Here is a 13,937-nt window from a genome sequence, read left to right on the forward strand (position 1 = left end):
AGCCGTCGCCGTCACCGTGACCGAGCAGAGCAGAGACCGCTTCCGGACCGCCGCCCGCGCCGAGCAGCCCGACCCGGTGCTGCTGTGCCTGCTCGCCGCCGCCGAGCACGGCATGGTGCCCGACCCCGGCGACCCCGGCGAGCCGCCCGGCGTGGACGCGCTGCTCGCCGCCTGCGAGGCCGCGCTGGAGCGGCACGCGGCGGAGGTCCGGACGGCGGTCGCCGAGCGGGCGCCCACCGGACCGGAGGAGACCGCCGCCCTGCTCGCCGCGGTGCTCGGCGGGCGGGAGCGCTTCCACGGGCGGCAGTCGGACTACCGGCGGCTGGAGTCCTCGCTGCTGCCCGAGGTACTGCGGCGGCGGCGCGGGCTGCCGATCATGCTCTCCCTGGTGTGGATGGCGGTCGGACGGCGGGCCGGGCTGACCGTCCACGGCATCGCGCTGCCCGGCCACTTCATCGTCGCGGTCGGCGGCCCGGCGGGCGGCGAGGACTACGTCCTGGCCGACCCGTTCCACGGCGGGCGGCTGCTCGACCCGGAGGACGTCGAGCAGCTGGTCGCCGCCGCCGGACACGAGTTCACCCCCGCCCTGCTCACCCCGGCCCAGCCGCTGGAGATCGTGCTGCGGGTCCTCGGCAACATCCGGCTCTGGGCCGCCGACCGCCCCGAGCACGCCCGCACCCAGCTCTGGGCCACCGAACTCGCCCTGCTGCTGCCCCGGCACCCGGCCCAGCTGCGCCTGGAACGGGCCGAACTCCTCGTCCGCACCGGGGACTTCCTCGGCGGCTCGGCGGAAATGGACGCCTACGCGCAGATCCTGGACGCCTTCGACCCGGACACCGCCGCCAAGGTCCGGCAGGAAGCCCGGGCGGCCCGGCACCGGCTCAACTGACCTCCGTCAGAGCCAGCCCTTCTCACGGGCGATCCGGACCGCCTCGGTGCGGTTGCGCGCCTCGGTCTTCTGGATCGCCATCGACAGGTAGTTGCGCACCGTCCCCTCGGACAGGTGCAGCCGCCTGGCGATGTCCGCGTTCACCGCGCCGTCGGCCGCCGCGTCCAGCACGTCCCGCTCGCGCGCGGTCAGCGGGTTGGCGCCCTCGACCAGCGCGGCGGCGGCCAGCGTCGGGTCGATCACCCGCTCGCCGCGCAGCACCCGGCGGATCGCCTCCGCCAGCTCGGCGGCCGGCGCGTCCTTCACCAGGAAGGCGTCCGCACCCGACTCCATCGCCCGGCGCAGGTAGCCGGGCCGGCCGAAGGTCGTCGCGATGACCACCTTCGTCCGCGGCGCCCGGCGGTGCAGCTCGGCGGCCGCCTCGATGCCCGTCATCCCCGGCATCTCGATGTCCAGCACCGCGACCTGCACGTCGTTCGCGAGCACCGCCGCCACCACCTCGTCCCCGCGGCCGACCTGCGCGACGACGTCGATGTCCCCCTCCAGCCCGAGCAGCGCGGCCAGCGCCTCCCGGACCATCCCCTGATCCTCGGCGAGCAGCACGCGGATCGAGGCCCCGTTGTCAGTGTCGTTCATGGCCACGACCTTAGGGCCTGCCTCCGGGGACCCGGCCGACGTATTCCAGTGGTTCGCCGAGGCCCTGCGGACGAGACTGTCCCGGTGCTGACCCTCGAACTCCTGCGCCCCGACCACGCCGACGCCGTACTGGCCTTCGAGCGCGCCAACCGCGCGTACTTCGCCCGCACCGTCCCGGACCGCGGCGACGCGTACTTCGCCCGGTTCGCGGACCGCCACGCCGCCCTCCTCGCCGAACAGGCCGAGGGCATCTGCAGGTTCCACGTCGTCCGCGACGCGGCCGGCGACCTGGTCGGCCGCGTCAACCTCCTCGACCTCGTCGACGGCAGCGCCGAACTCGGCTACCGCGTCGCCGAATCCGCCGCCGGCCGAGGCGTCGCCACCGCCGCCGTGGCCGAGGCCTGCCGACTCGCCGCCACCGCCTACGGCCTGCGCTCCCTCACCGCCGTCACCACCCTCGACAACCCCGCCTCGCAGGCCGTCCTCGCCCACAACGGCTTCAAGCCCCGGTACGAGTTCCTCCTCGACGGCCGCCCCGCCCTCGCCTACCGCCGCTCCCTCGCCGGCCTCGGCTGAAAGCCGGGGCCCCGGCGGGCGGAACCGGCGGGACGGCGGGCCTGACGACCGGGCGAAGGGCCCGTGCCGGGTGGGCGGCCAGGCCCTAACGCGGCTCGGAGGCCGGGGCCGACACCGTGCGCAGCGGCACCGAGGCGCGCAGCCGGAAGCCCCGCCCGCGCTCCCCCGACCCGGTCTCCAGCCGCCCGCCGACCAGCGCCAGCCGCTCCTCCAGACCGGACAGGCCGTTGCCCGGATGGGACTTGCCCGGCCCGCGCCCGTTGTCGGTGACCTCCAGGACGGCGTAGTGCTCGCCGCCCGCCTCCCAGCTCTCGTCCGCCGTGACCGTGCAGACGGTGGCGTCCTCGCCGTGCCGGACGACGTTGGTCACGGCCTCGCGCAGCGCCCAGGCCAGCGCGCCCCGCTCCTCGTCGGACAGCGCCGGCCAGGCGTCCACCAGCTCCGGCGCGGCCTCCAGCCGGACCTGGGCGGCGGCCAGCGCGGTCCGGGCGGCGGCCAGTTCGACCGGCAGGGTCGGGCGGCGGAAGCCGGTGACCGCCTCCCGGACGTCGATCAGCGACTGCCGGGCGACCTGTTCGATGTCGGCGACCTGCGCCCGCGCGGCCTCGTCCTTGCCGGCGTCCATGAACCGTCCGGCCAGCTCGCTCTTCAGGGTGATCAGCGACAGCGAGTGCCCGAGCAGGTCGTGCAGGTCGCGGGCCAGCCGCAGCCGCTCCTCCGAGGCGGCCAGGTGCGCGACCGCGGCCCGGGCCTCGCGCAGCTCCTTCATGGTGGCGACCAGCCGCTGCAGGCCGGTCATCGCGACGCCGGAGAGGAAGGCGCTGAGCGCGAAGGTGGAGACGTTGTCGACATCGGCTCCGATGCCCACGCCGACGACGGCGGTGAGCGCGGCCATGGCGACCAGCGCGCGCAGCCCGTAGCGGGCCGGGGTGATGATCGCGACGCACACCGAGGCGTAGATGAACAGCGTCAGGAACGCGTCACCGAGCCCGACGGAGGCGGCGATCGCGAGCCCGACCATCGTCGTGACGATCGCCAGGCAGGCCCGCGGCCGCATCCCGGCCTGCGAGCGGAAGATCACCAGCAGCACGTACGCGACCATGAACGCGGCCAGGCAGCACCAGCCGAGCACCGTCCCGGTCGTGCTGTGGCCGCCGCGCAGCAGGTCCCCGGCCGGGTAGGCCAGGTAGAGCATCCACAGCATCATCCAGGCGACCTTGACCAGCAGCTGCCGCCTGGTCTCCACCGGGGAACCGGGGACGTTCATGAAGGACGTGCGCGCCACGCCCACCTCCGGCGATTCGTCGGGGCGGTGGGCCTGGCGCGCGTCACTCATGTCGATCATCATGCCTGGCGGGTGTCGCGGCGGTACAGCGCGGCGGCGGCGGCCGCGAACACCACCAGGAAGCCGGCCAGACCGGCGACGGCGACGGTGTCCAGGGAGTGCCCGGGCTGGATGAAGGCGGCCAGCTTGTTGTACAGGAACACCGGGTTGAACCGGGCGAACTTCTCCAGCGAGCCGCTCACCGGGAACCAGGTGCCGCCGAGCAGCGCCATCGCCATGTAGGTGATCATCACGATCGGCTGCACCGCGTCCGGCGCCGCCGCGTACCCGAGTGCCACCCCGAGCGCGGCGAAGACGAAGCTGCCCAGCCAGAGCGCGGCCGCCAGCGCGATCCACTGCGCCGCGCCCAGCGAGACGCCCTGGCTCGCGCCGACCGCGAAGACCACCAGGATCGCCGGCAGCGTGGTGACCGCGGTCGCCGCGATCTTGCCGACGGTGTACGCCCGGCCGGGCAGCGCGGTCAGCCTCAGCTGGCGCACCCAGCCGCTCTTGCGCTCCAGCGAGATCCGCTGCGCGTTGCCGGTCAGCACCGCGCCGACCGCGCCGAAGGTGGCCATCGAGACCATGAAGTACGTCTTCACCGACAGGCCGCTGGCCAGCTGGGTGGAGCCGTAGGCGTTGACGAAGAAGAAGTACATCAGCGCCGGGTAGGCGATGGTGAAGAGCAGGTAGCGCCGGTTGCGGAGGGTCCGCAGGATCTCCAGCCCGATCAGGGTGGTCATCGCACGCTCTCCTTCTCGGTGCTCCCGGTGTCGGCGCCCCGGGCGCCGTCCTCGCGGTCCAGTTCCCCGGTGATGGTCAGGAAGGCCTGTTCCAGGCCCACGCCGGTGACCTCCAGCCCGCGCGGGTACAGGCCCGCCCGGTAGGCCCCGGCCACGGTGGCGTCGGCGTCCGCGGTGCGGATCCGCACCGTCCGCACCCCGGGGACCCTCGCGGTGACGTCCAGCGACTGCACGCCCGGCAGGGCGCGCAGCACGGACTCGTCGAACCCGCCGTCCGTGTCGTGGAGTTCGAAGGCGATCCGGCGGGCGCCGGCCCTGGCCTTGATCTCCGCCGAGCTGCCGTCGGCGATCAGCCGGCCCCGGTGGAGCACCAGAACGCGGTCGGCGATCGAGTCGGCCTCCTCCAGGTAGTGGGTGGCGAACAGCACCGTGCGCCCGGCGTCGGCCTGGGCGCGCATGCTCGCCCAGAACGACTGCCGCACGCTGACGTCCATGCCGGTGGTGGGCTCGTCCAGCACGATCAGGTCGTTGTCGCCGGCGATGGCCAGGGCGAAGCGGACCCGCTGCTCCTGGCCGCCGGACAGCTTGTCGACCCGCCGTTCCGCCAGCTCCGTGATCCCGGCGTCGGTCAGCACCCCCGTGACCGACCGACCGCGCGGGTGCACGTCGCAGGCGAGCCGGACCAGCTCGCGCACCTTGACGTCGGACATCAGCCCACCGCTCTGCAGCATCGCGCCGACCCGGCCGGCCTCGATCGCCGCCCGCGGGGCGCCGCCGAACAGGGTCACGCTGCCCCGGTCGGGCTCGCGCAGGCCGAGCAGCAGGTCCAGACTGGTGGACTTCCCGGCGCCGTTCGGCCCGAGCAGGGCGACGGTCTCGCCCGGCCTCAGCACGAGGTCCAGTCCGTCCACGGCGCGCACCCGCCCGTAGCTCTTGCCGACGCCGCGGAAGGCGGCCACCTCGGTACCCATCGCCCCGCTCCTCTCCCCTGATGGTCTTCACGTCCGGTGCTGTTCGCACCACCTCAGAGTCCCGCGCGGGCGGGTGGCGGCGGCAGTGTCCGCCGTCGTGCCTTCGGCATGACGGATGTCATGCCGGCGGCCGGTACCCCCGTCAGGGGCACCGGCCGCGGAAGGCGCTGGTCAGCGGGGTGTCACAGGCCCAGCGAGCGCTTCACGAAGTCGACCTGGAGCAGCAGCAGGTTCTCCGCGACCTCCTCCTGCGGGGTCATGTGGGTGACGCCGGACAGCGGAAGCACGGTGTGCGGGCGCCCGGCGGCGAGCAGCGCCGAGGACAGCCGCAGGGTGTGCGCGGCCACCACGTTGTCGTCCGCCAGCCCGTGGATGATCATCAGCGGGCGCTCCAGGCCGGCCGCGTACCCGCTCAGCGAGTTGGCGGCGTACACCTCGGGCCGCTCGGCCGGGTCGCCCAGGTAGCGCTCGGTGTAGTGGGTGTCGTACAGCTCCCAGTCGGTCACCGGCGCCCCGGCCACCGCCGCGTGGAAGACGTCCGGACGGCGCAGCACGGCGAGCGCGGAGAGGTAGCCGCCGTACGACCAGCCGCGGATGGCGACCCGGTCGAGGTCCAGCGGGAACTCCCCGGCGAGCGCCCGCAGCGCGTCCGCCTGGTCGTCCAGGGTGGCCCCGGCGAAGTCGAAGGCGATCGACTTCTCCCAGGCCGGCCCGCGCCCGGGGGTGCCGCGGCCGTCGGCGACGACCACCGCGAACCCCTGGTCGGCGAACCACTGCGACTGGAGGTGCGGGTTGTGCGCCTGGTAGACGCGCTGGCCGCCGGGGCCGCCGTACGGGTCCATCAGGACGGGCAGCAGGCCGTCCCGCTCGCGGTCGTAGCCGGTGGGCAGGAAGACGGCGGCGGGGATGCGGCGCTCACCGGCGAAGCGGAAGACCGGACGGGCGGTGATGACCGGGGTCTCGGCGTGGGAGGCGATGGTGGCGACGTCGTCGACCGCCACGCCCTCGGGCAGGTCCCCGGCGACCTGGACGAGCGTGCCGGGCAGGTCGGGCTCGGCGGTGGCCCGGACGGTGATGCCGCCGCCGTGCACCGCGCTGGTGACGGAGGTGAACGGCCGCCCGTTGGCGGACTCCCAGCCCAGCCGCTTGCCGTCGTGGCTGATCCGGCCGACGGCGATCCAGCCCGGCTCGGGGTCGGTCTCGCCGACGCCGCCGGAGGCGCTGAAGAACACCTCCTCCTCGGTGACCGCGACGACCGAGCGGACGTGCAGGTCGGCGCCGGTCACGGTGCGGTCGCCGATCACCAGCGCCCGCATCCCTCCCTCGTCGGAGATCCGGACCAGCTTGCCGTCCGGGGTCCAGGCCGGCGCGCCCGCGAACAGCTCCAGCCAGGCGCCGTCCTTCTCCTCGTGCAGCACCTCGGTGGTGCCGGTGGCGACGTCCAGGCCGAGGATCCGCTGGTGGCGCTGGTCGCGGGACTGGACCTGGAGCAGCGGGACGCCGCCCTTCGACCAGTGCACCCGGCCCAGGTAGGGGAACGCGGCGCGGTCCCAGGCCACCTCGGTGCGCCCGCCGTGCAGGTCGAGCAGCCAGAGTCCGACCTCGGCGTTGGCGCTGCCGGCCGCCGGGTAGGCGACCTCGGCGGGCTCGCGGTCCGGGTTCGCCGGGTCGGCGATCCACCAGCGGCGCACCGGGCTGTCGTCGGCGCGCTCGACCAGCAGCCGGTCGCTCTCCGGGGACCACCAGAAGCCGCGGTTGCGGTCCATCTCCTCCTGCGCGATGAACTCGGCCTGGCCCCAGGTGACGTTCGGGCCGTCCGGTTCGGCGAGCACCCGGTCGCCGCTGCCGTCGGCGCGGGTCAGCCGCAGCTCGCCGGCGGTGTTGGCGTACGCGACGTGGGTGCCGTCCGGAGACGGCCGCGGGTCCAACAGCGGCCCCTCGGCGGGCAGTTCGGTGGTGGCGCCGGAGGCCAGGTCGGCGGTGAACAGGCGGCCGGAGAGGGCGAAGGCGGCCAGGGTGCCGGCCGCGTCCAGGGCGTAGCCGACGATGCCGGCCGAGCCCTCGCGGCTGCGCTCGCGGCGGGCCTTCTCGGCCGGCGAGAGGTCCTCCTCGCCGCCGCCGAGCAGCGCGGCCGGGTCGGCGGCGATCCGCTCCTCGCCGGTGGCGGTGTCGAGGGTCCAGAGCAGGTTGGCCCGGTCGCGGCCGGAGGGCGAGCGGAGGAAGACGACCCGCGAGCCGTCCGGCGCGACGGAGAAGGAGCGGGGCGCGCCGACGGTGTAGCGCAGGGTCCGCGCGTACTGCCGGGGGAAGGTGTCGGCAGAGGTGTGGGAGGTCATGGCACCAGACCTTATGACGCCGAGCCACCGCACCCGGACGTGTGCTGATCACTCGTTCGGAGCATCGTCACCAAGTACGCCCCAAAGAGGTCCAAACCGCCTCCGACCGGCCTATGCGCCCCTCGGATGCCACGATGCCCCGGCGCACGTGGACTCACCGAGGGTAATGACCCCCTCACTCATCGGGTATGACTTGTCCGGCGAGTGATCGTCGGGCCCGTCCCGGACCGCGGTCGCCCGCAGCCCCCAGTCCCGCACCGTCCCTCGCCGCCCTCCCCGGGGGCGGCGTGCCCGAGAAGGGGTGTGAGCCGACATGGCCATGAACATCTCCGCCGCCGTGCTGATGCTGGTCATCGTGGTGATCCTGATCCGCCGGTCCGGCCTGAAGCTGGCGCACGCGATCGTCTGCGCGCTGCTCGGCTTCTACCTGGCCTCCAGCTCGATCGCCCCGTCGATCAGCCAGGTCACCAGCAACCTCGCCGGGATGATCAACGGCCTGAAGCTCTGACCCCGCCGCGGCGGCCGTAGGCTTCCTCCCATGACCGCGACTACCGGCCGCCGCCTCCTCCTGGTCCACGCGCACCCCGACGACGAGTCGATCGGCAACGGCGCCACCATGGCCCGGTACGCCGCCGAGGGCGCCCGGGTCACGCTGGTGACCTGCACCCTCGGCGAGGGCGGCGAGGTGATCCCCCCGGAGCTGGCCCACCTGACGGCCGATCGGGAGGACACCCTCGGCGCGTACCGGATCGGCGAGCTGACCGAGGCGATGCGCGCCCTCGGCGTGGCCGACTTCCGCTTCCTCGGCGGCCCGGGGCGCTACCGCGACTCCGGGATGATGGGTGTGCCCGAGAACGACGTGCCCGGCTGCTTCTGGCGGGCGGACGTCGAGGAGGCGGCCGGCCACCTGGTCGCGGTGATCCGCGAGGAGCGCCCGCAGGTGCTGGTCACGTACGACCCGGACGGCGGCTACGGGCACCCGGACCACATCCAGGCGCACCGGGTCGCGACGCGCGCGTACGAGCTGGCCGCCGACCCGGCGCACCGGCCGGAGCTGGGCCCGGCCTGGCGGATCGCCAAGGTGTACTGGAACCGGATGCCCCGCTCGGTGATCGAGGCCGGGCTCGCCGAGGCCGCCGTCAAGGCGTCCTTCCCGGGCGTCGCGCAGCCCGCCGACGTCCCCGGCGTGGTCGACGACGAGCTGGTCACCACCGTGCTGGACGGTTCCGCGTACGCGGGGCGCAAGGCCGCCGCGATGGCCGCCCACGCCACCCAGATCACCGTGGACGGCGCGTTCTTCGCGCTCTCCAACGACCTCGCCCAGCCGCTGTTCGCCACCGAGTACTACCAGTTGGTGCACGGCCAGGCCGGGCCGGGCGAGCCGGAGGACGACCTGTTCGCCGGCCTCGGGCCGGACGCCGCGCACGCCGAGGAGGGCACCCGATGAGCAAGCCCGCCGCCGGGCCGGCCCGCCGCCCGCTCGCCGCCGTCGTCCTCGGCACCCGCGAGGAGCGGCTGGCCGAGTCCCAGCCCCCGCGCATCGCCCGGATCGTGGCCTATGTCCTGTTCTTCCTGCTGGGCGTCGCGGTGTCGGTCTGCGGATCCTTTGTGCAGGCCCTGTGGCCGCCGGTGGGGGTCCTGCTGGCGCTCGCCGCGACCGCCGCGACCTTCTACGCCGGCCTGCGGGTCACCGGCACCCGGCTCGGCGCGGGCGCGCCCGCGGCCGGCTGGTTCCTGGCGATGCTGCTGCTGATCGTGCCCCGTCCCGAGGGCGACAACGTGCTGTGGTCCAACGCCACCTCGCTGGCCTGGCTGTTCGCCGGCTCGGTGCTGGGCGTGATCTGCGCCACCCTGCCCACCCGCACCAGCTGGTTCCCCGGAGTGCCCGGCCCCCCGCGCTGACCCCGGTCGTGCACGGCGTACCGTACCGCGTACGACGCGCAGTCAGGAGCGAACGGCCTTACTCTCATACCGGAGGAACCGGACGTATCAGGATCTGTCCGAAGCCGTTCGCCGCTCTGTTCTTCCCAGTATGGTGGTCCCGCAGAACGCCGTACCCGACCGCCGCCCGCCCCAGTCAAGGCCCGGCGACCACGAACCGCGGTCGCGCCGCACGGCCCGCCCGCGAACCCGGAGCAGAGCAGCATTGAGCAGCCGCGAATCTGACAACGCCCACCCGACGCCCCGGCGCACGGGTCCGGACGCCTACCCGTCGGGCACGCCGCCCTACGGCACACCGGCGGGGCTCCCCGGCGGCGACCGGGCCGACGCGGGACCGGGCGCCGCGTCGGGCGGCGAGGACGACGGTCCGAAGACCGAGACCACCCTGACCACCCGGGTCCGGATCAACATCCCCGGCTCGCGCCCGATCCCGCCGGTCGTCGTCCGCAGCACCGTCAAGAACGAGGACGGCCCGGGCGATGACGCTCCGGCCGCCGCCCCGGACGCCCCGCGGCACCGCTCCGCGCCGGCCTCGCCCGTGCTCGGTGTGATGGAGGACGGCGGCCACCAGGCCTCCCCGCCGAACCTGCCGCCGGAGTGGCAGATCCCGCCGATCCCGCCGGCCACCTCCGAGTCGGAGTCCACCGGTGCCTGGTTCCGGCCGCGGCAGAAGAAGGCCCCGGTCGCGGAGCCCGCCCCGGCCGCCGTGCCGGCCGGTGCCGCGGCCGCGACGCAGGCCCCGGCCGCGCCCGCCACCGCCGAACCGCGCCCGCAGGGTGCCCGTCCGGCGGCCCGTGGGGGCGGCGCCCCGAACGGCCGTCCGGTGCCCGCCCAGGGCAAGCAGCAGGCCGCGGCCGCGCCCGCCGCGCCGTTCCACGCCGAGGCCCCGGTGGAGGAGCCCGGCGTGTACGAGCCCGCCGACCCCTTCGCTCCGGTCGCCGACCCGTTCGCCCCGATTGCCGACCCGTTCGGCACCTCCGTCCCCGACGCCGACGCGCAGAACGGCCTCCCCCAGCGCAACCGCGGGAAGCGGGGCGGGCAGCAGGCCGGTGGTCGGCCGCAGTCCGGCCCGCAGAACGGCTTCCGGGCGAACGGCCACCCGGCCGCCGCGCCGCACCCGCAGGCCGGGCCGGGCGCCGAGCCGAGCCCGGAGGACACCTCGGTCGACGGCTTCGCGCCGATCCGCGACAACACCCCGCCGCCCGCCCCGATACCCGGTCTGCCCCTGAACGGCGCCCCGCTCGGCGCCGACGGCGGTCCGCAGCCGGGCCTGTTCGCCTCGGCCCCGACCGGCACCGACCCGTTCGCCGCCCAGCGCCCGGCCGCTCCCGGCCAGGACGCGGCCACCCCGGCGGGCCCCGGCGCCCTCTTCCCGGGCGCGCCCGGTGCCACCCCGCAGCCCGGCGGCGACCCCGAGGCCACCGCGCTCACCCCGCTGCCGGCCCCCGGCCCGAGGCCCGAGGGCGCCAAGAACGCCAAGGGGGGCAAGACCCCCAAGGGCGACAAGGGCCCCAAGGGTGCCAAGGGCGACAAGGCCGCCCCGGCCCCTGCTCCGGCCCCCACCCCGGCGCCCGCTCCGGCCCCCGCCCCCGCGAAGGCCGAGCCGGCCGCCCCCGCCAAGGCCAAGCGCGGCGGAGCCGGCAAGAAGCTGGTCAAGCTGGGCGTCTACGGCGTCACCGCGGTGCTCTTCCTCGGCGCCGCCGCCTACGGCACCGGCCTGATGCTCAACCAGTCGGACGTCCCCAAGGGCACTGTGGTGCTCGGCGCCGAGATCGGCGGCAGCAGCCGTGACCAGGCGATCCACCAGCTGGACGAGTCCGTCGGCAAGGCCGGCCAGCAGCCGCTCAAGCTGAAGATCGGCGACCAGACCGTGGACCTCGACCCGGCGGTCGCCGGGCTGAGCTTCGACACCACCGCCACCGTGGACGGCCTGGCCCAGCACAGCTACAACCCGGTCGACGTCATCAAGTCGCTCAAGGGCGGCACCAAGGCCGTCGCCCCGGAGGTCAAGGTCGACCGGGCCAAGCTCAAGGCCGCCCTCGACTCCCTCGCGGCCGGCTCCGGCCAGGGCCTCCAGGAGGGCTACGTCAAGTTCGGCGACGTCAACGGCGAGCCGATCGTCGTGCCCGGCCGGGCCGGCCAGGCGGTGGACTCGGCGAGCGCCCTGGACGCGATCGAGGAGGCCTACCGCGGCCGCGCCGACGGCAAGCCCGACCAGCCGATCGCCCTGGCCGTCACGGCCGCCCAGCCGAAGATCTCCACCCAGGCCCTCCAGGCCGCCGCCGACAGCCTCGGCAAGCAGGTGGCCTCCGGCAAGGTGCACGTCACGGCCGGCGCCAAGACCTGGGACTTCGGCCCGAAGACCGCCGCCAAGGCGCTCACCCTCGTCCCGGACGCCTCCGGCAAGATCGTGCCCAAGTGGGACCTCGACGCGCTCACCGGCCAGCTGGGCACCGCGTTCGACAAGGTGAAGGTCAAGAAGAACGGCCAGCTCGCCGCGATCACCCCGCAGGACGTCGCGGACGGCATCACCTCGGTGTTCGACAAGACCGGCGACAAGGACCGCACCTTCAAGTTCGCGGTCTGACACGTTCACGGTCGGAACCCGTCGCGCTCGGAACCCGTCGCGGTCGGACGCCGTAGCGGCCGGACGCCGTGGCGGCCGACGAACCCGCGCCCCGAGGGGCGGGCCCCATCCGGGCCCGCCCCTCGACAACGCCCCTCCCGGTCAGCAAGATGTGACGCCACACCATCCGCCACATCCACCCCGGGGAGCACGCCGATGCGCCGCCGCCTCCAGCACCACGGGACGGCCCTGCTCGCCGGTCTCACCGCCCTCACGCTCTCGCTGGCACTCTGCTCCTGCACCTCGGGCCAGGACGACACCGCCGCCGACGCCCTGCCGTCCGCCCTCGCCTCGCCCAAGCTGACCTCGATCGACATCAACCCCCACGACCGGGCCCAGCTGCGCCAGGGCGGCACCCTCAACCTGGCGGCCGCCCAGTTCTCCCGCCAGTGGTCGCCGATCCACGCCGACGGCAGCGACTCCTCGACCGTCATGGTCAGCAAGCCGCTGCTGCCGACCTTCTTCCGCTCGGACGCGGCCGGCACCCAGACCCCCAACCCCGCCTACCTTCAGGAGGCGCACGCCGAGTTCAGGGACGGCCGGCAGGTGGTCACCTGGACGCTCAACCCGAAGGCCCACTGGTCCGACGGCACCCCGATCACCTGGCGCGACATCGAGGCCAACTGGCGCGCCCTGAACGGGAAGGACCCGGCCTACAAGTCCTCCAGCAGCACCGGTTTCGAGCTGGTCTCCGCGGTCGAGCGCGGCAAGGACGACTACCAGGCCGTGATGACCTTCGACCGCCCGTTCTCCGAGTGGCAGTCGATGTTCAACAGCGCCGGCAACGCCCCGCTGCTGCCCGCGAGCCGGATCTCCACCCCGGAGCTCTTCAACACCTCCTACCTGGACGGGTTCCCGGTCACCGCCGGCCCGTTCAAGGTCGAGCAGCTGGACCGCGCCGCCCAGACCGTCACCCTGGTCGCCGATCCCGCCTGGTGGGGCGACAAGCCCGTGCTGGACCGGATCGTCTTCCACGCGATGCTGCCCGACGCGATGGCCGCCACCTTCGCCAAGGGCGGGATCGACCTCGTCAACATCGGCCCGGACGTGGCCGGTTACCAGGCCGTCAAGAACACCAGGGGCGCCGTGGTGCGCCGCGCCGGCGGGCCCGACTTCCGCCAGCTCACCCTGAACGCCCGCACCCCCGCGCTCAGCGACGCGACCGTCCGTCAGGCCGTCTTCCAGGCGATCAACCGGGACGTGGTGATCCGCTCCGACCTCAGCGGCCTGGACTGGCCGGCCGTCCCCCTCAACAACCACCTGCTGGTCACCAACCAGAACGGCTACCGCGACAACTCCCTCGGCCTGGCCCGCTACGACCCCGCCGAGGCCGCCCGCAAGCTGGACTCCGCGGGCTGGAAGCCGGACGGCGACGTACGGAAGAAGGACGGCCGGGAGCTGAACCTGCGGATGGTCGTCCCGGCCGGCGTCACCCCGGCCCAGGCCGAGGCCGCCAACACCACCAGGATGCTCAAGGACGTCGGCATCAAGGTCACCACGGTGACCGCCCCCGCCAACGAGTTCTTCGAGAAGTACGTCAACCGCAACGACTTCGACATCGCCGCCTACTCGCTGATCGGCACCCCCTTCCCGGCCAGCGGCAACCGCGCCAACTTCGTCCAGAGCGGCGGCACCAACCACGTCGGCGCGGGCAGCCCGGCGGTGGACGCCGCGCTCGACCGGGCCGCCGCCGCGAGCGACGCCGCCACCGCCTCCGAGGCGATCAACCAGGCCGACGGCGAGCTCTGGAAGGTGGCCGGCGTCCTGCCGCTCTACCAGCGCCCGCAGCTGTTCGGGGCCCGCGCCGACCTCGCCAACATCGGCGCGCCGGGCCTGTCCGACATCGTCTGGGAGAACGTCGGCTTCGTGAAGTAGCCGCCCGCCGGCGCGGGGCG

General features: G+C 74.4%; 12 protein-coding genes. 7 read left to right on the forward strand and 5 right to left on the reverse strand.

From position 1 onward, the window contains the following. The first annotated feature begins 16 nt into the window (after nt 1-16). Nucleotides 17-889 carry a transglutaminase family protein gene (locus tag ACGF0D_RS02710; RefSeq protein WP_392874259.1) on the forward strand — a complete coding sequence of 291 codons (873 nt, stop codon included), beginning with the start codon at nt 17-19 and terminating at the stop codon, nt 887-889. Between the two features lie 6 nt (nt 890-895). Here ACGF0D_RS02710 and ACGF0D_RS02715 read toward each other — a convergent pair whose 3' ends face one another. Beyond that, complete coding sequence (locus tag ACGF0D_RS02715) at nt 896-1,525, reverse strand: response regulator (protein ID WP_392913691.1); 630 nt, start codon at nt 1,523-1,525, stop codon at nt 896-898. 84 nt (nt 1,526-1,609) lie between these two features. Here ACGF0D_RS02715 and ACGF0D_RS02720 point away from each other — a divergent pair, with 84 nt between their 5' ends. Beyond that, nucleotides 1,610-2,101, forward strand: coding sequence for a GNAT family N-acetyltransferase (locus ACGF0D_RS02720; protein ID WP_392873603.1), 492 nt, complete (start codon nt 1,610-1,612; stop codon nt 2,099-2,101). Between the two features lie 85 nt (nt 2,102-2,186). Here the strand turns inward: ACGF0D_RS02720 and ACGF0D_RS02725 are convergent, their stop codons facing one another. The 4 genes from ACGF0D_RS02725 to ACGF0D_RS02740 form a co-directional block, all read right to left on the reverse strand. After that, on the reverse strand, nt 2,187-3,437 hold the full coding sequence (locus ACGF0D_RS02725) for a sensor histidine kinase (protein WP_392873606.1): 1,251 nt from the start codon (nt 3,435-3,437) through the stop codon (nt 2,187-2,189). 8 nt (nt 3,438-3,445) lie between these two features. After that, nucleotides 3,446-4,168: an ABC transporter permease gene (locus ACGF0D_RS02730; protein ID WP_392913692.1), complete on the reverse strand. Its 723-nt coding sequence runs from the start codon at nt 4,166-4,168 to the stop codon at nt 3,446-3,448. Then, nucleotides 4,165-5,139 carry an ABC transporter ATP-binding protein gene (locus ACGF0D_RS02735; protein WP_392873612.1) on the reverse strand — a complete coding sequence of 325 codons (975 nt, stop codon included), beginning with the start codon at nt 5,137-5,139 and terminating at the stop codon, nt 4,165-4,167. The genes ACGF0D_RS02730 and ACGF0D_RS02735 overlap by 4 nt, the downstream gene beginning before the upstream one ends. A 182-nt stretch (nt 5,140-5,321) precedes the next feature. Further along, a complete protein-coding gene (locus tag ACGF0D_RS02740; RefSeq protein WP_392913693.1) occupies nt 5,322-7,475 on the reverse strand; it encodes an alpha/beta fold hydrolase in 2,154 nt (717 codons plus the stop codon). 313 nt (nt 7,476-7,788) lie between these two features. On the opposite strand from ACGF0D_RS02740, the gene ACGF0D_RS02745 reads away from it, so the two are divergent. The 5 genes from ACGF0D_RS02745 (at nt 7,789) to ACGF0D_RS02765 (ending at nt 13,917) form a co-directional block, all read left to right on the forward strand. Continuing rightward, nucleotides 7,789-7,983 carry a DUF2304 domain-containing protein gene (locus ACGF0D_RS02745; RefSeq protein ID WP_392873618.1) on the forward strand — a complete coding sequence of 65 codons (195 nt, stop codon included), beginning with the start codon at nt 7,789-7,791 and terminating at the stop codon, nt 7,981-7,983. A 30-nt stretch (nt 7,984-8,013) separates the two neighbouring features. After that, on the forward strand, nt 8,014-8,922 hold the full coding sequence (gene mshB / locus ACGF0D_RS02750; protein WP_392913694.1) for an N-acetyl-1-D-myo-inositol-2-amino-2-deoxy-alpha-D-glucopyranoside deacetylase: 909 nt from the start codon (nt 8,014-8,016) through the stop codon (nt 8,920-8,922). Beyond that, complete coding sequence (locus ACGF0D_RS02755; protein ID WP_392913696.1) at nt 8,919-9,377, forward strand: DUF6113 family protein; 459 nt, start codon at nt 8,919-8,921, stop codon at nt 9,375-9,377. Before mshB ends, ACGF0D_RS02755 begins: the two co-directional genes overlap by 4 nt. Before the next feature lie 244 nt (nt 9,378-9,621). Continuing rightward, nucleotides 9,622-12,003 (forward strand): peptidoglycan binding domain-containing protein, encoded by a 2,382-nt coding sequence (locus tag ACGF0D_RS02760; RefSeq protein ID WP_392913697.1) that lies wholly within the window; start codon nt 9,622-9,624, stop codon nt 12,001-12,003. A gap of 195 nt (nt 12,004-12,198) precedes the next feature. Beyond that, complete coding sequence (locus tag ACGF0D_RS02765; protein ID WP_392913698.1) at nt 12,199-13,917, forward strand: ABC transporter family substrate-binding protein; 1,719 nt, start codon at nt 12,199-12,201, stop codon at nt 13,915-13,917. Nucleotides 13,918-13,937: the final 20 nt, after the last annotated feature.

This window comes from Kitasatospora sp. NPDC048298, from assembly GCF_043201465.1.
GTDB lineage: Bacteria > Actinomycetota > Actinomycetes > Streptomycetales > Streptomycetaceae > Kitasatospora.